This window comes from Ruegeria sp. CF3, from assembly GCF_056537365.1.
Genome location: NZ_JBQFRK010000006.1, coordinates 26,490 through 46,646 on the forward strand (window position 1 = coordinate 26,490; position 20,157 = coordinate 46,646).

19 protein-coding genes and 1 pseudogene are annotated in these 20,157 nt (G+C 54.1%); 16 read left to right on the plus strand and 4 right to left on the minus strand.

Going from position 1 to position 20,157, the window contains the following annotated elements; genetic code table 11:
- Positions 1 to 3: 3 nt before the first annotated feature.
- From ACR0KC_RS17750 to ACR0KC_RS17785, 8 genes are all read left to right on the plus strand, one after another.
- A complete protein-coding gene (locus tag ACR0KC_RS17750) occupies positions 4 to 906 on the plus strand; it encodes a 3-hydroxyacyl-CoA dehydrogenase family protein (protein ID WP_480707259.1) in 903 nt (300 codons plus the stop codon).
- A gap of 43 nt (positions 907 to 949) precedes the next feature.
- A complete protein-coding gene (locus ACR0KC_RS17755) occupies positions 950 to 2,230 on the plus strand; it encodes an ABC transporter substrate-binding protein (protein ID WP_170609926.1) in 1,281 nt (426 codons plus the stop codon).
- A gap of 50 nt (positions 2,231 to 2,280) precedes the next feature.
- The gene (locus ACR0KC_RS17760; protein ID WP_480707261.1) at positions 2,281 to 3,009 is read left to right on the plus strand and encodes an ABC transporter ATP-binding protein; all 729 of its coding nucleotides are present in this window, start codon (positions 2,281 to 2,283) and stop codon (positions 3,007 to 3,009) included.
- A complete protein-coding gene (locus ACR0KC_RS17765) occupies positions 3,002 to 3,709 on the plus strand; it encodes an ABC transporter ATP-binding protein (protein WP_480707263.1) in 708 nt (235 codons plus the stop codon). Before ACR0KC_RS17760 ends, ACR0KC_RS17765 begins: the two co-directional genes overlap by 8 nt.
- A 1-nt stretch (position 3,710) precedes the next feature.
- Positions 3,711 to 4,574 carry a branched-chain amino acid ABC transporter permease gene (locus ACR0KC_RS17770; RefSeq protein WP_480707264.1) on the plus strand — a complete coding sequence of 288 codons (864 nt, stop codon included), beginning with the start codon at positions 3,711 to 3,713 and terminating at the stop codon, positions 4,572 to 4,574.
- The gene (locus ACR0KC_RS17775; RefSeq protein ID WP_480707266.1) at positions 4,571 to 5,599 is read left to right on the plus strand and encodes a branched-chain amino acid ABC transporter permease; all 1,029 of its coding nucleotides are present in this window, start codon (positions 4,571 to 4,573) and stop codon (positions 5,597 to 5,599) included. Before ACR0KC_RS17770 ends, ACR0KC_RS17775 begins: the two co-directional genes overlap by 4 nt.
- Before the next feature lie 4 nt (positions 5,600 to 5,603).
- A complete protein-coding gene (gene kce, locus ACR0KC_RS17780; RefSeq protein ID WP_480707268.1) occupies positions 5,604 to 6,542 on the plus strand; it encodes a 3,5-dioxohexanoate:acetyl-CoA acetone transferase in 939 nt (312 codons plus the stop codon).
- Positions 6,543 to 6,617: 75 nt separating this feature from the next.
- Positions 6,618 to 7,562, plus strand: a complete 945-nt coding sequence (locus ACR0KC_RS17785) for a YHYH protein (RefSeq protein WP_170636322.1) — start codon at positions 6,618 to 6,620, stop codon at positions 7,560 to 7,562.
- 45 nt (positions 7,563 to 7,607) lie between these two features.
- Here ACR0KC_RS17785 and ACR0KC_RS17790 read toward each other — a convergent pair.
- From ACR0KC_RS17790 to ACR0KC_RS17800, 3 genes and pseudogenes are all read right to left on the minus strand, one after another.
- Positions 7,608 to 7,712: pseudogene (locus ACR0KC_RS17790) on the minus strand (nuclear transport factor 2 family protein); the annotation flags it as partial.
- A 138-nt stretch (positions 7,713 to 7,850) separates the two neighbouring features.
- The gene (locus ACR0KC_RS17795; protein WP_170513124.1) at positions 7,851 to 8,027 is read right to left on the minus strand and encodes a hypothetical protein; all 177 of its coding nucleotides are present in this window, start codon (positions 8,025 to 8,027) and stop codon (positions 7,851 to 7,853) included.
- A 257-nt stretch (positions 8,028 to 8,284) separates the two neighbouring features.
- Entirely contained in the window at positions 8,285 to 8,926 is a 642-nt protein-coding gene (locus ACR0KC_RS17800) for a TetR family transcriptional regulator C-terminal domain-containing protein (RefSeq protein WP_170424725.1), read from the minus strand.
- Between the two features lie 190 nt (positions 8,927 to 9,116).
- On the opposite strand from ACR0KC_RS17800, the gene ACR0KC_RS17805 reads away from it, so the two are divergent.
- The 7 genes from ACR0KC_RS17805 (at position 9,117) to ACR0KC_RS17835 (ending at position 17,922) form a co-directional block, all read left to right on the plus strand.
- Entirely contained in the window at positions 9,117 to 9,980 is an 864-nt protein-coding gene (locus ACR0KC_RS17805) for an ABC transporter permease (protein WP_170424729.1), read from the plus strand.
- Complete coding sequence (locus ACR0KC_RS17810; RefSeq protein WP_170402644.1) at positions 9,977 to 10,771, plus strand: ABC transporter permease; 795 nt, start codon at positions 9,977 to 9,979, stop codon at positions 10,769 to 10,771. Before ACR0KC_RS17805 ends, ACR0KC_RS17810 begins: the two co-directional genes overlap by 4 nt.
- A 20-nt stretch (positions 10,772 to 10,791) precedes the next feature.
- Entirely contained in the window at positions 10,792 to 11,907 is a 1,116-nt protein-coding gene (locus ACR0KC_RS17815; protein ID WP_480707272.1) for an ABC transporter ATP-binding protein, read from the plus strand.
- A complete protein-coding gene (locus ACR0KC_RS17820; protein ID WP_480772061.1) occupies positions 11,904 to 12,959 on the plus strand; it encodes an extracellular solute-binding protein in 1,056 nt (351 codons plus the stop codon). The genes ACR0KC_RS17815 and ACR0KC_RS17820 overlap by 4 nt, the downstream gene beginning before the upstream one ends.
- A gap of 94 nt (positions 12,960 to 13,053) precedes the next feature.
- A complete protein-coding gene (locus ACR0KC_RS17825; protein WP_480707276.1) occupies positions 13,054 to 15,120 on the plus strand; it encodes an oxidoreductase in 2,067 nt (688 codons plus the stop codon).
- Between the two features lie 8 nt (positions 15,121 to 15,128).
- Complete coding sequence (locus ACR0KC_RS17830; protein WP_480707278.1) at positions 15,129 to 16,328, plus strand: aromatic ring-hydroxylating oxygenase subunit alpha; 1,200 nt, start codon at positions 15,129 to 15,131, stop codon at positions 16,326 to 16,328.
- Positions 16,329 to 16,353: 25 nt separating this feature from the next.
- Positions 16,354 to 17,922, plus strand: coding sequence for a trimethylamine methyltransferase family protein (locus ACR0KC_RS17835; RefSeq protein ID WP_480772062.1), 1,569 nt, complete (start codon positions 16,354 to 16,356; stop codon positions 17,920 to 17,922).
- A 36-nt stretch (positions 17,923 to 17,958) separates the two neighbouring features.
- Here ACR0KC_RS17835 and ACR0KC_RS17840 read toward each other — a convergent pair whose 3' ends face one another.
- The gene (locus ACR0KC_RS17840; protein WP_480772063.1) at positions 17,959 to 19,353 is read right to left on the minus strand and encodes an aminotransferase; all 1,395 of its coding nucleotides are present in this window, start codon (positions 19,351 to 19,353) and stop codon (positions 17,959 to 17,961) included.
- 79 nt (positions 19,354 to 19,432) lie between these two features.
- Between ACR0KC_RS17840 and ACR0KC_RS17845 the strand changes: the two genes are divergently transcribed.
- Positions 19,433 to 20,146: a TetR/AcrR family transcriptional regulator gene (locus ACR0KC_RS17845; protein ID WP_480772064.1), complete on the plus strand. Its 714-nt coding sequence runs from the start codon at positions 19,433 to 19,435 to the stop codon at positions 20,144 to 20,146.
- The last annotated feature ends 11 nt before the right edge of the window (positions 20,147 to 20,157 follow it).

Here is a 20,157-nt window from a genome sequence, read left to right on the forward strand (position 1 = left end):
CAAATGGCAGTGATTGGTGCTGGCCTGATGGGTCACGGCATTGCCCTTACCTTGGCGAAGGCGGGCCAATATGTCGCCATTACCGATCCCGTGGAAGAAGCGCGCGTCACCGTGCCCAACCGCATTCGCGCCAGTATGGCCGCAATGGGGGATGATGAGGTTACAATCACGAAAACCCTCAAGATGATTGAGATTTTTGCGACGACGGAAGGTACTGTGCGAAACGCTGATGCTGTGTTCGAAGCCGCACCCGAAAAGCTAAGGCTCAAGCAAGCGATCTTTGCAGAGATCGAGGCGCATGCACCAGAAACTTGCATACTCGCGTCGAATACCTCGGTCATGCCAATCACCCAGATTATGTCCGGTTTGCGGCTGAAAAAACGGGCATTGGGAACCCATTGGTGGAACCCGCCGCACATGATCCCTTTGGTCGAGGTCATCAAGACCCAGTGGACAGACCCTGAGATCGCACAGACAATGTTCGATCTGCTGAAAGATGCCGGGAAAACGCCGGTTATGGTCGAAAAAGATGTGCCCGGCTTTATCGGCAATCGCCTTCAACATGCGTTGTGGCGCGAAGCGGTCAGTCTGGTGGAAAACGGTATTTGTGACGCCGAAGCCGTCGATACCGTGATCAAGTCCAGCTTCGGGCGCAGGCTTGCTGTTCTTGGTCCGCTGGAGAACGCGGATCTGGTCGGCACTGACCTGACGCTCGATATCCACGAAAACGTGCTGCACGATCTTGAAGCACAAAGGGGCCCTTCATCCTATCTTAAGTCGCTTGTCGAAGCGGGCAAGCTGGGCATGAAATCCGGCGAAGGGTTCAGGACATGGGCCGAGGGCGAGGCAGATCAGGTTCGCCAACGTGTCGCGAAACATCTGAAAAATCTCGAAAAGACTTTGTAAGATCAATCAAACACTGGCGGCAGGCCGGTGAAGGGAGGACGCAATGACAAGGACATTCAAAACGGCCACCAGGCGTAGTTTCATCGCCGGGGCAACGGCAGCAATTGCGGCACCGGCAATCCTGAGGGCGACGCGTGCTTATGCTGCGAACCCGACCTTGCGTGTCGGCAATGTCAGCCCGCGCACCGGACCGCTGGCTGGTTTTGCCGAGGCTGATGAATACGTGCTTCAGGCCATCCAACAAGTGTTCTCAACCGGGATGGAGAACAACGGCAAGACTTGGAATGTCGAGATCATCTCAAAAGACAGCCAGTCCAACCCGAACCGCGCAGCCGAGGTTGCCGCAGATCTGATCCTGGGTGATGAGGTCGATATCATTGTCGCCGCTTCTACCCCGGATACGGTAAACCCGGTCGCCGATCAGGCAGAGATTAATGAGGTTCCCTGCATCACGACCGACTGTCCGTGGCAGCCTTACTTCTTTGGTCGCAATGGTGTTCCGGGTGAGGGGTTTGAAACGACCTATCACTTCTTCTGGGGCCTAGAGGACGTGATCGCAGCGTTCCTTGATATGTGGGACAAAACTGGCGTGACCAAGACAGTGGGTGGTCTTTTCCCCAACGATGCCGACGGCAATGCTTGGGGCGACGCCGAACTGGGACTGCCAAAACCGCTGGCCGCCGCTGGATATACGCTGACCGATCCCGGTCGCTATCAGCCTCTGTCCGACGACTTCTCAAACCAGATCGCAGCGTTCAAGGCTGCTGGCTGCGAAATCGTCACTGGCAACATGATCCCCCCCGATTTCGCAACGTTCTGGAGCCAGGCCGCCCAGCAAGGCTTTAACCCGAAGGTCGTGACCATTGGCAAAGCACTGCTGTTCCCATCCGTTATTGAATCGCTCGGTGACCGCGGGGACGGGTTGTCGACCGAGGTCTGGTGGTCTCCACATCATCCGTTCTCGTCTTCTCTGACCGGTATTACCTCGAAAGACCTGGCTGAGGGTTACACGGCAGAGTCGGGCCGTCCATGGACTCAGCCGCTTGGCTTTAAACACGCTTTGTTCGAGGTCGTCGCGGATGTCATCAAAAGAGCGGATGATCTGGAAGACCCGTCTTCGATCATTTCGGCAATCACATCCACCAACCTGAACACAATTGTGGGGCCGGTGAACTGGGGTGATGGGCCGATGAACAACGTCACCAAAACTCCGTTGGTCGGTGGCCAGTGGCAGAAGTCCGGAGACGCCTATGAGCTGCAAATCGTAGCAAACAGCACCGCGCCCGAAGTTCCGGTCACGGCAGATATGAAGCTGCTGGGCTGACTAGACGTTCGGCGCCGATCTTGGCGCCGAACCCTCTATCCGAGAGAAGCATGACGACAATCTTGAGACTCCAAGACCTGAGCAAGGCATTTGGCGCGGTCACTGTTGCCGATGCTATGAGCTATGAGATCCAGCAAGGCGAAGCACTCGGGGTCATAGGTCCCAACGGTGCCGGCAAAACCTCGATGTTCAATCTGATCACCGGGACGCTCAAATCGAATTCCGGGGTGATAGAATTCAATGGGCAGAACGTCACTAAATGGAGCGCCGCAAAGCGGAGCCATGCAGGCATCGCGCGTTCTTTTCAGGTTCCGCAGCCGTTTTCGGGCATGACTGTTTTCGAAAACGCTATGATCGCCGCCACGCAATCAGCTGGCTTGCATGGGCATCAGGCTGAGCGCTTTTGTCTGGAGGTTCTGGACCAAACGGAGCTGCTGCCCAAGGCAAACGTTCTAGCGGGCAGCCTGACTTTGTTGGAACGCAAACGCCTGGAACTGATACGCGCGCTTTGCGCCAAACCCAAACTGCTGCTGTTGGATGAGATTGCAGGTGGCTTGACCGAAGCTGAGTGTAAGTCTCTGGTTCAGACCATCAAGGATATTCACGCGTCCGGTGTCACAATTATCTGGATCGAACATGTTGTGCACGCCCTGCTGGCCGTCGTTGACCGCCTGATCGTCATCGATTTCGGAAAGAAGATCGCCGAGGGCGAGCCGCAGGCAATCATGGAAAGCGCGGAAGTCAAAGAAATCTATCTGGGGATCGAAGCCGATGCCTGACTCAATTCTTCAGACACGCGGTTTGAACTCCTATTACGGCGATTTCCAAGCGCTTTATGATGTCGAATTGGACGTCGGCGAGGGAGAAGTTCTGGCAATCATTGGTGCAAACGGCGCAGGCAAGACGACCCTGATGCGGTCAATCACCGGGTTGCTGACGAACGGAGTGGATCAGATTCACTATCAAGGTCAGGATATCAGCCGGCTTCGCGCAGACGAGGTTGCAGAACTTGGCCTTGCCATGGTTCCAGAAGGTCGCCAGTTATTCCCATCTTTGTCAGTCAAAGAAAACCTGATGATCGGAGCCCAAGTTGGTCGCTCAGGCCCTTGGGATCTGAAAGCTGTCTATGATCTGTTCCCGATCCTCGAAGAGCGCAAAGATCAGGCATCAACATCGCTTTCAGGCGGTCAACAGCAGATGGTCGCCATCGGGCGCGCATTGATGGCCAATCCAGATCTAATCCTGTTTGACGAAATCAGCCTTGGATTGGCACCGATCATTATCAAAGACATCTACGAGGCTTTGCCCGGCATCATCGGTGAGGGCATGAGCGCGATCATCGTCGAACAGGACATAACCAAGGCACTGTCGGTCTCGAGCCGGGTCTATTGCCTGCAGGAGGGGCGCGTTTCGCTGGAAAGCGCGTCTAACACCGTTTCGCGCGAAGACATTTCGCGCGCGTATTTCGGGATCGAATAATATGGAATGGCTGAACGCTATCGTGCAGGGAACTTTGCTGGGTGGGCTATACGCGCTGTTTGCCGCAGGTCTGTCGTTGATCTTTGGCGTCATGCGGCTCGTCAATATCGCTCATGGCGACTTGATTGTGCTGGCCGCGTATTTGGGGCTGACCGTGACGACCGCGACGGGGATGCTTCCGATGTCCGCCCTGGTGATCGTCGTGCCCGCTATGGCGCTGATTGGGTATGCCCTTCAACGCGGCCTACTGAACCAAACCCTGGGCGACGATATTCTTCCACCGCTGCTTGTGACCTTCGGGCTGAGTGTAATTATCCAGAACGCGTTGCTTGAGGTCTACACTGCCGACCCTCAAACATTGAATGCTGGCACTTTGGAAACAGCAAGCGTCGCTGTTGGAGGGTTGACGCTTGGGCTTCTTCCGCTCCTGACCTTCGGGATCGCCATCGCTGTGATCTGGGGGCTGCAATGGACCTTTTATCACACCGCGCTTGGTCGCGCGTTTCGGGCCGTGTCCGACAATCAAGATATCGCACAGCTTATGGGCCTCAATCGTCGGCATATCTTTGGACTGGCCATGGCGCTGGCGCTGGGCGTGACCGCAATTGCCGGGATCCTGCTTGGCATTCGGACCAGCTTTGATCCGTCCATTGGTGGCGGTCGCCTGATCTTTGGTTTTGAAGCGGTCATCATCGGTGGGCTCGGCAACCTCTGGGGCACGCTCATTGGTGGCGTCATACTTGGTGTCGCGCAAACTATTGGAGCCAAGATCGATCCGGGTTTGCAATTGCTAGCCGGCCATATCGCCTTTCTTGTCATTCTCGCCGTGCGCCCAAACGGCCTGTTCCCGAGGGTTTCCGGATGAACTTCCAAGAATATTCGGTTTCCCGTTCTTCGAAACCAGCCCGCGTTGCTGCGATCCTGGCCGCAATCAGCTTGCTTGTTTTAATTGCAGCCCCTTGGTGGGCAGGTCGCGCGGACATGCGCCTGATGGGTGAACTTTTCCTCTACCTATCCCTCGCCACCCTTTGGAACCTCATGGCGGGTTACGCTGGTCTCGTGTCGGTCGGTCAGCAGGCCTATGTCGGCTTCGGTGGCTATATGCTGTTTGCACTGACGATGCTGGGCGGTTTGCATCCATTGGTTGCTATCGCAGCCGCAGGGGTCCTGGGAGCGTTGATCTCGATCCCGGTCGCCGTCCTGATCTTCAGGCTTCGGGGGGCATATTTTGCAATAGGCACCTGGGTCATCGCTGAAGTCTTCCGGCTGAGCTTCGCGCAAATCTCAGCGCTTGGTGGAGGGTCAGGATCTTCGCTGCCCGTTGCCATCGTGAAATCACTGGCGTCCGGGCGCGCGATGCGTGAGGCGCTGAGCTATTGGCTGGCACTCGGGGCCGCCGTGCTGGTTGTAACCGCCGTGTATCTCTTCCTGCGTTCGCGCCAAGGTTTGGCGTTGACGGCAATTCGGGACAACGAACTGGCCGCCGGTAGCCTTGGCATCGATATCTGGCGAACGAAGTTCATAGTGTACGTCGTCACGTCGGCATTCACGGCGATGATCGGCGCGCTGATCTTCTTGCAAAAGCTGCGCATATCGCCGGATGCGGCGTTCAGCGTCAATGATTGGACTGCCTTCGTCATCTTCATCGTAGTGATCGGCGGCATCGGTACCATCGAAGGACCGATCATCGGCACACTCGTCTTCTTTGCGCTGCGCGAAACGCTGGCCGACCTAGGAACAACTTACCTGATCGTTCTCGGCGTGGTCGCAATTGTCGTCATGCTCAAGGCACCAAAAGGCATCTGGGGCGCGATCCGTAGCCGCTATGATCTGCAACTTTTCCCGCTGGGCTATCGCGTAAAGCGCATCGGGCAATCCAAGGAAAACTGAACCCATGGCTCGTCAGAAAAAAACGATCATCACATGCGCTGTAACAGGAGCAATCCACACGCCCACCATGTCAGAGGCGCTGCCATACACTTATGATGACATCGCGAGGCAGGCGATCGAAGCCGCCGTGGCCGGTGCGTCGATCCTACACCTGCATGCCCGAAACCCTGAGGACGGGTCGCCATCGGTTGAACCTAATGACTTTGCGCCATTCCTGCCGCGCATAAAACAGGCCTCCGACGCGGTTGTGAACCTATCGACCGGTGGATCGCTGACATTATCCATTCAAGACCGGATCAACCCGGCCAAGACTTTCAGCCCCGAGATGTGCTCGATGAATATGGGTTCGATGAACTTCTCGTTTCACCCTTTGGCCAACCGATACGGTGATGACGATTGGAAGTTTGATTGGGAGAAGGACTATGTCGCGAATTCCGATCAGAACATCTTTCGCAATACCTTCCGGGACATTCGCGAGGCGGCGGAAACGCTTGCGCCTCATGACATCAAGTTCGAACACGAATGCTATGATGTCGGGCACTTGTACAACCTGAAATTCTGCATGGATATCGGGTTGTTCAAGGCACCAATTTTCATTCAGTTCATCTTTGGCATCCTCGGCGGCATTGGACCCGAAGTCGACAATCTGATCTTCATGAAACGTACTGCTGACCGGCTGTTCGGTGACGACTATCGGTGGTCGGTCTTGGGAGCAGGTGGAGCACAGATGTCCCTTGCCACGACGGCAAGCCAGATGGGTGGTAACCTTCGGGTCGGTCTTGAAGACAGCCTATTTATCTCTCGTGGAAAACTGGCCGAATGCAACGCTCAGCAAGTCGTTAAAATCCGACGTATTGTAGAAGATCTGGGCAGTCAGGTCGCGACCCCTGATGAAGCAAGGGAAATTCTGGACTTGAAAGGCGGAGACCGCGTCGCTTTCTGAAGGTAGGATGACCAATGACTACTTTCTTCGACCAACATTTTTTTGGAGTTTACGAAAGCCCAAGGAGTTTGAGCCATGCGATTGAAAGTTCTGACATTCAGTGCGCTTCTGACAGGATTTACGGCGGTTCAGGCTCATGCGCAAAACGCAGCTCGGGACATTACCAATCTCTTGCTCAGTAACCGATCAGCAGATTGCGCGGACTATGCTGGCGTGTATTCCGCTTCAGTGGAAGACGTCACCCGCCAGCAACATTTTAACTCCGAACTCGAAATCTCGGCAGATAGTCAGCAGTGTACTCTTAAGACCAATGGCATTCCTAACCATGATTTCAACGGGCCTACAGCCAACTTCGCCAACGATGTAAAGGAATTGTCAGGCACTTTTCGGGTTCCCAGAAATCCAGAAAAAGCCCCCAAACAAACTGCACTGTCGCAACGGAGTTATGATGCCATTTTGTTGAATGGCGTGCCGGTCGATTTGCTCTCGGCCGGGTGTTATCGCCCAAGCGGGCCGCGAGCAGACAAGAATGGCAACGTTTTGGCGGGGTGTCGAGACACGGATCCTTGGCTGCTCGATCCCCCGTCCTACGATCAGTATTTTGGTGTGGATCTTCACAATGCCCACGCCCAGCCCGACGGAAGGTATCATTACCATTCCAATCCAAATGCTCTGTTTTTGGATCACGACCTTGATAAGCCGTCACCAGTTATTGGCTTCGCAGCTGACGGCTTTCCGATCTACGGGACGATATTCAAAGACAGCGATGGCAAAATTAGACCGGCGATCTCTGGCTATGAACTTAAAACCACGCCGAGACCTGCTCCGCCTAAAGGGCCGGGTGGCACTCCGGACGGGACATACATCGACGACTACGAGTTCACCGGGGCTGGCGATCTGGATGAGTGCAATGGCATGACTGTGGATGGTGAGTATGGTTACTATGTCACTACAAGCTATCCATGGGTGCTGAACTGTTTGGTCGGACAACCTGACCAGTCATTTGACAAAAGACGGTGAGTTGTCTTGGCTCTTCCAATCACCGAAAGTCTATTAGAGTCAAGTTTACAAGCTCTCAAAAACTTTGATGGCGCCATCTGATTTGTTTGTGTGGTGATGGGCAATCGTCCAACTGCCCCCAATACGGCGAAATACGTTTGTGGCTCTGTGTGCGACTTCGACCCGTTTGCTTCAAGGGAGGAAAGTCCCTTTTTCTAACCCAACTTCGTAAACAAAGTCACCAAATGTGAAGATGATGCGTTCCTTCATTTCAACCATCCCACATTCAAAAAATTCTGCGGCATTCTTCTATGCAATCCAAATAGCATCCAAGCCCACTTCGCTCCCACCATTGGGGCGCATCGCTGTAACGCCATGGCTAAGTAACCATACGCTGCTCATTGGTCTCGGATTCTTGTTGAACACGCTATTTAGCGCCGAACAAATTTCTTCAGACGCAGCAAGAATTTCGTCGTTTTGTGCCATGAACCTTCTCAGAAACTCAATTTGGCTAACCGCCACGTTAGTTGGTTCGAGACGACCGTGTTCCTGAGACCGCTGTTGGTGATGGCAGTTAGGTCAACGTCAAGGCCATGGCCGGAAGATCGTACGCGGCTTTTTTGCTGAATGTTGCAGCCTGTTCGAATGAACATTATGTGCCACTTCCATGTTTCCATCTCGCTGGTTGAAAGACTGATACTATCCACTTCTAAAGTGGCCAGAAAGAAAGCTTGTCGCAAGTTTTACTCAAACAAAAGGGCCCCTTGTAGGTCAAAGTGTTTCGGGAACATTGCGTGCAGAAATCGAAAAACAATTCTCATTGCTTCGTCGCGATCGAATGAATCCGGGTGGAGTAGGTAATCTGTCCACATGCCTTCCAGCATTGCGAGTGTGCCGTGCGTAGCATCCCTAGCAACTTGATTAGGGTGTTCGGTTCCAGCTTCTTTCGCAATTCGAGCGAAAGCGTTGAAAACCAGATTACGAAGCTTAGCATCGCGGGTATCTGAAAACGCTGCGATTGCTGCTCTGTTTCGGGCCTCGCCTCGAAACGCGTACCAAATGGAAACGTTTTTCTTATTGAGAATGGTTTCACTCAAGTCGCCCCGAACAATCATCTCAATATGTTCCTGTCCGGTTTGCCCGGTCGTTTCCAACAAGTCATAAATTCCATTGTAGTATTGTTCGGATGAGTAGCGGGCGGCTTCGTCAACCAAATTGTCCTTGCCGCCAAAATGAAGGTGAATCATTCCGCGGGACAGCTCGGCGCGTTGAATGATTTCGCTGACCGAGGTCTCGGAAATCCCTTTTTCTGCGACCGAGTCGAGTACTGCCTCGATCAGAGAAAGGCGATTTCGCTCGCGTATTTCTTGTCGTCTTCGAGTCATTGGATCAGGCGGCTCTGTTTGTTTTCAGTCTCTTGCGGTGCTTTCTAGCGGCCAGTGTGAAATTGGCCATCCCCGGTTGCGAAATTATCAGTTGACACAACTAGTCCAAAAATTCCAGATTTAAATGGACGATTGTCCATTTTGTGATCGACATTGTCGTGCCACCGAAAACGAAGCTCAGCAGGGAAGCATGGCCGGAGTACTACGAGGTGAAACGGGCAAGGGCCTGGCACTGAGCGCGCCTGCGACGCTCTATGTCGGCCTGCTCGTGGCTGTTCCGCTTTGTATTCTTGTCGCCTACAGCTTTTGGACCCAGACCTATGTCGAGATTGACCGCACACTGACCTGGGCGAATTACCAAGAGGCGTTTACCGACCCGCTGGTTCGACATCTGATGGTCCGGTCGGTCGCGATTGCGGGGGCAGTGACATTGGCAACGGTCGGTCTGGCCTATCCGATTGCCTACTTCATCGCATTTCGGACGCAGAAAAAAACCCTCTGGCTATTGCTGATTACCATCCCGTTTTGGAGCAGCTACCTGCTGCGGGTGTTCAGTTGGAAATTGATCCTTGGCTTCAATGGGGTGATGAACTCAGCATTGATTTCGCTGGGGCTGATAGAGGAGCCGCTTACATTCCTGCTCTACAATGAATTCGCCGTTGTCCTTACACTTGCACATGCCTGGGCGCCGTTTGCGATCCTGCCGATTTATGTGTCGCTGCAAAAGATCGACCGCAGCCTCTTGGAGGCCGCAACCGATTTAGGGTGCAGCAAGTTGGAACGGTTTGTGCGCGTAACTTTGCCCCTGACGGTGCCAGGGATCATCGCCGCTTGCTTGATCATATTCATCCCCACGGTTGGCGACTATGTCACGCCAGCCCTGGTCGGCGGTTCGCAGGGAAAAATGGTGGCCAATTTGATCCAGGTTCAGTTTGGCGCGGCCAATAATTGGCCATTGGGTGCAACCCTGTCCCTGCTTGCCATGCTTTCGGTCGGTTGCGTCGCAATCCTGTTTGTGGTGGTCGTCACCGCACTGGGGCGGAGGATCAGATGACCAAGGCTATTCGTATCCCATGGTTGCTTGTTTATGCGATCGCCTATCTGGTGTTTCTGTACCTGCCAGTTCTGCTCTTGCCGCTGTTTTCATTTAATGACGGAACCATCGTGGCTTTCCCGCTAAAGGGGTTCACGTTGAAGTGGTACGCGCAGTTGGGTCAGCAAGACACGTTGCTGCAGGCGATGGTCAATTCGCTGATCGTCGGCAGTGTGACTGCCTTGATGGCGACGTCTCTGGGCCTGTTCGCCGCGCGCGCCTATGTCCGGTACCGTTTCAAAGGACGGGAGTTCTCCGAAGGTCTGGTCATGCTCCCGCTGGTCGTGCCCGGTATCATTGTCGCCAGCTCGATGCTGGTTCTGTTCATCAGTATCGGTTTGAAGCCATCGCTGACAACGGTGATCCTTGGGCATGTGTTCGTGGCACTGCCCTTCTCCGTGTCGATTATGAAATCTGCATTTGACGATTTCGACCAGTCTTTGGAGGAGGCCGCGTTCGACCTTGGTGAAAGCGTCGTGGGTACGTTTCGGCGTGTTACCTTGCCAATCGTCGCGCCCGGCATCATCGCCAGCCTGCTGGTGACGTTCACCGTGTCGTTTGATGAATTTGTCCTGGCCTTTTTCCTATCCGGGAACAGCCCGACATTGCCTGTCTATATCTGGAGCCAGATCCGCTTTCCGGCAAAATTGCCCAACACGTTGGCGCTGGGGTCGCTGCTTTTACTGTCTTCAGTCCTGCTGCTGTTGATTGCCGAATACTTCCGCCGCCGTTCCATCCAATCCTCTGATTGAAGCCAAAGGAAAAGAGTAAGATGAGCGAACAGAACATCATCGAAATTCAGGGCGTCGAAAAACGCTTTGGTTCCTTTGTGGCTGTGTCCGATCTGAACCTGACCTTGAAAGAGGGTGAGTTCTTTTCGCTGCTTGGGCCTTCGGGCTGCGGTAAGACAACAGCGTTGCGCATTATTGCAGGTTTTCAAGATCACGAAGAAGGCGAGATCCGAATCGATGGTCGAACGATGGGAGAGGTGCCTGCCAACAAGCGCCCCACCAATATGGTGTTCCAAAGCTACGCGATCTTTCCGCACCTGAATGTCGGCGACAATGTTGGGTTTGGATTACGCAAGACAAAGCTCTCGCGGAAGGAAATCAAAGAACGCGTGGCCGAGGCGCTTGAGATGGTTGAGCTTGGCGGATTGCAGGACCGCAAGGCCAATGAGTTATCCGGTGGTCAGCGGCAACGTGTGGCGCTCGCTCGTGCGCTTGTCATGCGACCGAAGGTGTTGCTGCTGGATGAGCCTTTATCAGCGCTGGACAAAAATCTGCGCGAAGCGATGCAGTTGGAAATGCGCCGTCTGCAGCAGAAGCTTGGAATTACCTTCGTGATGGTCACGCATGATCAATACGAGGCGATGACCATGTCCGATCGGATCGGCGTCATGTTCGCTGGACAGCTCAAGCAAGTGGATAAGCCTGAGGTTCTGTATTCACAACCTTGTAACCGGGAAGTGGCCTCTTTCATCGGCGGAATGAACTTTCTCGATGCCGAGGTAACGGCAGAGAACCCTGAAGCGCTGAAAGTCAACGTTCAGGGCTTTGGGGAGATGACGATCGGAGTGAACCCAAATGTTCAGGTGCATGACAAAGAACTTCTTGTCGGCGTTCGGCCTGAGCAATTGGAAATCAGCGCGGAAAAACCGGATGGGTACGATGCTCTTGTTCAAGGCGAGGTATCGGACGTCGCCTTCTATGGTGAGAGCGTCCACTACTATGTGCGCGTCGATGGTCTGAAGGACAGCGTTGCGGTCGCCGTACCGAACTACTTTCACACAGTCGATCACAGCCGGGGCGATACCGTCTGGCTTGGGGTTCAAAGCGCCTCGGTGATCGACTTGGGTAAACGTGAATCTTTGGGAGGAGACAAATGAGTAAAACAACATCACTTACGGCGGCAATGGTTGCCACCTTTGCCGCCAGCCACGCTCTGGCGAACGCCGCTGATCTGACCGTTTTTGACTGGTCCGGATATGAGGATCAGGGTTTCTATGGCGACTACGTCGAAAAGTACGGCGGCGCGCCTAGCTACACCTATTTTGGCAGCGTGGAAGAAGCGTTCACTAAGCTTCAGTCCGGGTTTGAAGCCGATTTGGCCCATCCCTGCACGGATGCCCTGAGAAAGTGGGTAGCGGCAGACATGATCAAGCCGATTGACACCAGCAAGCTGGAGAACTGGGACAAGCTGATGCCCAAGATCAAAGAGGTCGATGGCATCACCATCGATGGGCAGACCTACATGGTTCCGTTCGAATGGGGCAATACTGGTCTTATCTATCGCACCGATATGATTTCGGCAGATGATGTTTCGCTGCAATTGCTTGCCGATCCTGCATATCAGGGCAAAGTCGCCATTCCGGACGCCGCTTCCAGTGCCTTTGCAATGGCGGCATTGGCAACTGGCGCCTCCAGCTATACTGATATGAGTGACGAGGAATTCCAAAAAGCGGCGGACTACCTGCGCGCGATTCATCCGAACGTACGCTTTTATTGGTCTGACGCCGGCCAACTGGATCAGGCAATTGCCAGCGGTGAGGTCACGCTGGGTTGGGGATGGAACCAATCGGAACTGAACCTGATCTGGAACGAAACGCCAGCGGTCATGATGCGTGATGTGGACAAAGGTATCGCAACTTGGGTCTGCGGTTATGTGCATCTGAAATCTGCAAAACAGTCGGATGAGCAAGTCTATGACATGCTGAACGCGCTCAGCTCTGCCGCAAGCGGTAAATACATCATCGAAAGCTGGGGATACGCACACGCCAACGAGGACGCGTTTGCCCAAGCTGACCCGGAACTGATCGAAACCTACGGGTTCTCGGATGTGGACAGCTTCTTTGAAGGCAGCCTTTTCTTTGACGCTGTTAACCCCGAGTTGGAGGCCAAGATGTTGAAGGAATTCGAGCGCATCAAAGCTGGCTTCTAAAGGCACTCTTACAACACAGCCGGGAATGGTGGGGACGTAGGAAACCTTCCATTCCCACGAAACTAATTCCGATTTTCTTGGAGGAAGCGCGGTAATGTCAGGCGCTGACCGATATTCTGTTCTCTTCGAACCGGTTCAGATCGGGCCAGTAACGGCTCGTAACCGGTTCTACCAAGTGCCCCACTGCAATGGTTTGGGTCATTTGCGACCTCAGGCCGAAGCTGCCATGCGGGCGATGAAAGCCGAGGGCGGTTGGGCGGTTGTATCCACTCAGGAGGCCGAGATTCATCCGACTTCGGATTTGTCTCCTTATTCTGAAAACCGAATTTGGGACGATCAGGATATTCCAGCACTGCGTCTGATAACCGACTCAATTCATGAGAAGGGCTCGCTTGCGGCAATCCAATTGGCGCATAACGGTCACCATGCCCAAAACCACCTGACCCGTGCGCCCTTGCTGGCCCCATCAGAACTTGTCCTGCAGACCCCATACCCGAAACAGGCCAGAGCCATGGACAAGTCGGATATTCGTGAGTTCCGCAAGTGGCATCGCGCTGCGGCTCGTCGCTCGCGCGAAGCCGGGTTCGACATTGTGTATGTCTATGCCGGGCATCACATGACATTGCCTCATCATTTTCTGCTGCCACAGTTCAATGATCGGACGGATGAATATGGAGGTTCGTTGGAGAACCGGGTGCGACTGACCTACGAGCTTCTGGAAGAAACCAAGGAGGAGGTTGGAGACAATTGCGCCATTGCCTTGCGGTTTGCGGTTGATGAAATGCTTGGGTCAGACGGCATGCAAGCGCAGGAAGAAGGCCGTGCTGTAGTCGAATTTCTGGCCGAGCTTCCAGACCTTTGGGATGTTAACGTGGCGGATTGGAGCAACGATTCTGCGACGACCCGGTTCGAGCCCCGCGACGGCTTTCAAACCTCATATATCGAATTTGTGAAACAAGTGACCTCAAAGCCTGTTGTCGGCGTCGGGCGTCTAACGTCTCCGGACTTGATGGCGTCACTGGTCAGGAAGGGTATCCTTGATTTTATCGGCGCGGCGCGACCATCCATCGCTGATCCGTTTCTGCCCAACAAGATCAAGGAAGGTCGCATCGAAGAAATCCGAGAATGCATTGGTTGTAACATCTGTGTTTCATCCGATTCTCTCGGCGTCCCCATACGCTGCACACAAAACCCGACTATGGGCGAAGAGTGGCGGAGGAAATGGCATCCTGAGATCATTGAGCGTCGGGTAGAAGAGGAAGCTGCGCTCGTTGTCGGCAGTGGACCAGCCGGGCTTGAATGCGCCATGCAATTGGCGCGTCGGGGCTACGAGGTAACTCTGGCGGAAGCAAAGCAAGAGCTTGGCGGCCGCGTGTTGCAGGAAGCTAGCCTGATCGGGCTATCCGCCTGGAAGCGCGTGACAGATCACAGAATTTACGACCTGCAACAACGCGGGAACGTTCATCTGTTCACCGACAGCCGACTGTCAGCCAGTGAGGTCGTCGAACTGGGTATTACGAACGTCTTTGTTGCAACGGGCGCAAAATGGCGACGAGACGGGCGCGGAAAATCTGCATTCCACGGTGTGTCAATCGATTCAGGTTCTCAAGTTCTCACTCCGGATGACGTTATGGCCGGGGTCATGCCGCAGGACGGCCCGATTGTGGTCTACGATGATGATCAAGCCTATCTCGGTGGAGTCTTGGCGGATCATTTGGCTCAGGCTGGGCGAGAGGTTTTCTTTGTGACGCCGGCCTCAATAGTTTCGCCGTTTACCGAATTGACGTTGGAGCAGACTAAAGTGCAACGCAGTCTGTTGGAAAAAGGCGTTCACCTAAATCTGTCCCAGACTTTGGTCGATGTCGCGCCAGGTCAGGCGACATTGCAGTGCGTCTACACGGGGCGAGAGAATTTCATTGAATGCGGCTCCGTCGTTCTGGTGACGCAACGAATGCGAGAAACCGCCCTTTACGACAAGCTTTGCGGGTTGAATGAAAGTCCGCTGCGTACGTTGGAATTAATCGGAGATGCCGCGAACCCGGGCTTGATCGCGGACGCTGTATACTCGGGTCACATGGCTGCTCGAAATTTCGAACGTAACGCGGACGACATCGACCGTGAATTCTTCCGCCGGGAAATCGTTTCCCTTGAATCTGCATGAGGTGCGCAATGCCAAAAGATGACTTGCAAGTAATGCGCGACTTGATGGACGCGCAACGGGAGGGGTTCGCCTTGCCTCGACACTTCTATACGTCTCAAGCAGTATACGAGAACGATATCGACGCGTTCTGGAACCGTAACTGGATCTGGGTCGGCCACGTTAGTCAGGTCGTTGAACCGGGCGACTATTTCCTGTTCGACTATGGGCCCGAGTCCATCATTGTCGTTCGGGATCGTGAGGGCGAGGTGCGAGCGCATTTGAACGTATGTCGCCACCGAGGATCGCGGGTTTGCATTGAACAGCAAGGCAAGGTGCGCAACTTCATATGCCCTTATCATGCATGGACTTTTGACCTGAACGGCAAGCTACGAAACGGCCGATCGATGGGACAGGACTTTGACCCTAGCCAGTACGGGTTGTTCCCTGTTCAGGTGAAGATTTTTCAGGGTCTGATCTTTGTCTGCGCGGCAGAAGATGCTCCGCCGCTGGATGCTGCCCTGGAAAGGCTGGCCCCGCTTTCAAAGCCGTTCGATTTTGAAAACCTGAAAGTAGCGCACGAGGCATCATACCCGGTTCCGGCGAACTGGAAACTGGCCCTTGAGAACTACTTGGAGTGCTATCACTGCGCGCCGTCCCATCAGGACTATTCGCGTAGCCATTCCCTGAAAGATCCAGCCCAGGTTCTGGAGTTTAGCGGGGCATTGAATGAACGGATGAAAGAAGCCGGAGTGCCCACCGAGGAACTTGATCTGACAGGAGAAAATGCGGACGCGCCGGGCGCAGATGTTTATTGGCGGCGCTACCCTTTGTTCCCCGGCTATGTGACCGGCAGCAAGGATGGAGCGCCTCTGGCGCCGCCTTTGGGCGAACTGAAATCCCACGATGGCGGAGCAACTGATCTGGGGATCGGCACACTGAACTACTTCCTCGTCTATGCAGATCACATGGTCGGGTATCGCTTCGTCCCTCGCGCGCTGCAGGAAACGGATATTCAGATCGTTTGGTACGTACGCGGAGGCGCTGAAGAGGGTCATGACTATGACAAGGATACTCTGACGTGGCTTTGGCATGTCACGTCGCTCGATGACGAGCGGATCATACGACACAATCAGGAAGGCGTGAACTCGCACCATTTCGTCCCAGGGCCGCTGTCCGAGATGGAGTGGAGCATCCCCGGGTTTTATCGCAATTACTTCAGCATGATCTGACACGCTCAGAATTCGGAGAAATACTATGACAGAGTTGACGAAGCGCAGATCAAGACGGCGCGGGGGTGGGCGTGAAGCACGTGCAGCTGTGCGAACCAGCAACGTCGCCTCGCAAGCAATCTGGCCGGGCATTTCGGGTGGGCGGTACAAGCCCCTTTCAGACGCTGACATGTCGCGCATTCATGAAGCCGCTCTTGGCATTCTGGAGCGCACGGGTGTCGGTGATCCAACGCAGGAAGTTCTTGATCTCGTGCTGCCCAAAGGGGCGACGGTGAACGAGCATGGTAGGCTGTGCTTCCCTCGCGCGTTGATGGAAGACCTTTTGGCGAAGGCTGCCAGCGAGTTCTATGTCCACGCACGCGGCTCGCGAGCCGGCAAGGACGACATGCACTGCACCAAGGACAAGGTGTATTACGCAAACTCCGGTACTGCTGTGACAACTTTCGACGCGGAGACTCGCAGTTTCCGGCCATCAACACTCAAGGACATTTACGACTTTACCCGATTGGTTGACCGGCTCGACAACATCCACATGACCGGTGATACGGTTCTGGCAACGGATGTGCCGCAGGACTACGAGCATGACATGAGCATGCTCTACGCCATTCTGGCGGGTAGCGAAAAACCATCTTGCCTGACGTTCCGTACTCGAGAGCACATTCAGGACGCGATTCATCTGTTCGATCTGGCATCAGGCGGGGAGGGCAAATTCTTCGAGAAACCCTCGGTCATTTTTGGCGGTTGTCCCATAGTGTCCCCGCTCCGGTTCGGGCGGGAAAATTTGGAGATCCTGATTGATACAGCGAAGATGGGGCTTGTCTGCGATTTGGCTGTTCCACCGCAAGCTGGGGCGACGTCGCCTGCGCCTCTGGCCGGGACTTTGGCGCAAGCCGTCGCCGAGACTCTATCTTGCGTCGCCATTGCCAACCTGATTAACCCGGGCACCCCTGTTGTCTTTGCAGCTTGGCCGTTTATTACCGATCTGCGCACTGGATCGTTTACAGGCGGCAGTGGTGAGCAGGCGTTGATATCCGCGGCAGCTATCCAAATGGGCAATTTCTACAACCTGCCGACCAGCGTCGGATGTGGTATGACGGATTCCAAAATCCCCGATGCGCAATATGGTCTAGAAAAAGCTCTGACATTCGCTTTGGCGGCTCATGCCGGTGCCAACCGGCTCTGCGAGTTTGGCGGAATGCTCGGCAGCCTGATGGGCTGTAGCTTTGAGTCGATGGTCATCGACAACGAAGCTGCGGGCATGATCTCACGGACGCTTCGCGGGATTGAGGTGAGTGATGAAACGCTTTCAGTCGACGTCATCCATGAATGCGCGATCGATCCCGGACATTTCCTCGGTAATACTCAGACATTGCAGTACATGGAAACCGAGTATGTCTACCCGACACTGATGGACCGCGAGCTGACTGATACTTGGGAGAAAGCGGGTCGTCAGGACATGTTCGAGCGTAGCCGATCCCTAGTGGATGACATTCTGTCCAATCACTACCCGAATTACTTTGGTAGCAAGGCGGACGAAGAGGTTCGGTCCAAGTTCCCGATCAAATTGCCCCGTGATGCAATGCGCGCTGGGTAAGCGCTGCTGCAGGTAGGGCAGGCTTCGCGGTTGCTCCTATGTTCTGAATACGCCTTGGCGCGTCAGGTCGTCGGTTGCCAGCCGGATTCCTTTTTCAAGGATGTCAAACATCTCGTTCAACTCGCCCTCCGTGATGATCAGCGGAGGGGAGAACACACACATGTTGATGATGGGCCGCAGGATCAGCCCGTTTTCCTGGCAATGGTGATCAATCATAGCGCCAACCGACTTATCTAGATCCAATAAATTGTTAGCTTCGGCGTCCGCAACGCATTCAACGCATCCAACCAGCCCCATACCGCGGGCATCGCCGACCAGTGGCAAGTCGGCCAGAGCCTGTAGGCGCTCTTCAAAAAGCGGAGTGATTGCGCGGACATGTTCCAGAATGCGGTCGCGCTCCATGATTTCAATAGTTTTCAATCCCGCTGCCGCGCTCACTGGATGGCCCGAATAGGTGAAGCCGTTTGAAAAAGTAGCGTTCCGCCCGTGATCTCCGCTCACATCTGCAATCAGCCGATCAGAGATGATGCACGCCCCCATAGGTACGTACCCGGACGTCATGCCTTTGGCGCAAGTGATGATGTCGGGTTGAATTCCAAAGACGTCTTCAGAAGCAAACCAGTGTCCAAGCCTCCCAAATCCGGTCACGACCTCGTCTGAAATATACAGGACATCGTATTTCTGGCAGATTTCCAAACAGCGCTGATGATATCCTTGTGGAGGCACAATGACGCCACCAGAGCACAAGATCGGTTCAGCGATGAAAGCAGCGACCTTGTCTGCGCCGGTCTGTAAGATCATGTTTTCCAGATCCGCTATTTTTTCGTCCAGAAAGTCGTCAACCGTCTGATCGGAGCGACGAGTATACGGATTAACATTCGGCAGGAAGCGCGTCAGCTGACTTGCCTGGTCCAGCCAACCTTTGTCACGCTCTTTTCCGGACACCGAGGCCGCCAGATACGTCGATCCGTGATAAGCTTTCTGCCGCGATATCACGATTTTCTTTTCAGGTTTTCCCAGCAGGTTATTGCGAAATTGCACAAACCGCAGAGCGCTATCCACGGCCGTTGAACCTCCTGTTGTAAAGAACACGTGGTTCAGGTCACCCGGGGTTCTCTGGACAATTTCATGTGCCAACCGGGCCGGAGCCGAGTTGGCATTATTGAACGGCGAAAAATACGCCATCTCTTTCGCCTGCTGCGCCATCGCGTCGGCAATCTCGATGTTTCCATAGCCCAATTGAATGCACCACATACCAGCAGGGCCGTCTATCAGGCGCTTTCCGTCCTCTGTCACGACGTGAACGCCAAGGCCGCTTTCGGCAAAGGTCCGTTCGTTTTGGCCCAGATGTGCCATGCCCTCCCACGGGTGCAGAAAGTTCTCGTTGTCCCAATTGCGTATGGATTGAAAATCGGAGTTCGATAGGGTCATAGGCCACCGTGATGTAATATATATCACAAAATGAACAAGCATTCATTCAATGTCAATCCTTGAACCTCCGCTCTGTTAAATGCGAAAAGATCAAGAAAGCGCACCCCAGCAAAGGACAAGTAAAATTACTCTCGAGCCCGATACTCCAGCAAACGCACGGGAACTCAGCAGGTTGCAGAACCGAAATCAGTTGATCCAATCGGCTGCAGACGCCATCTATAAATACGGAATTCGCGGCACAACCGCGGCAAGAATCCAAGAGTTGTCGGGATTGTCGCAAGGGATGATAAACCTACACTTTGGCTCCAAGGAAAAGCTGCTGCTTGCGGTGGCTGAGGAACTGTCAGTCCGCTACGCGGGGCAGTGGAAGGCCATTGCAATAAATCCAGAGTTAGACCCGGCAGACAAGCTAATCTCTATCATTAAGGCAGATTTCGACCCCTTAGTCCTTAATGCGCGGGACGTTTCGATCTGGTTTTCCTTTCGGGCTGAAGCGCTCTCAAACCCAAACGTTTTTCCTTTCATCGACTCGCGAGACAAAGGTTTCCGCGCGGTGATCCTGGAGCTGTTGGAGCAAATAAAGGACGAAGGCGAGTACGAGGACATAGACGTCAAACTTGCAACAAACGCGTTGGTTGCTTTGTTGGAAGGGCTTTGGACCGACTACCATTTGCATTCGGATATCTTCAAATCCTCGGAGGCCTTGAAGATCTGCCTGTTTGTGCTGCAGTCGATATTTCCAAAACACTATAGCACTAGTCGATCCGCGGGTACAGGTGACTTAAGTGACTAGGAACTAACTTC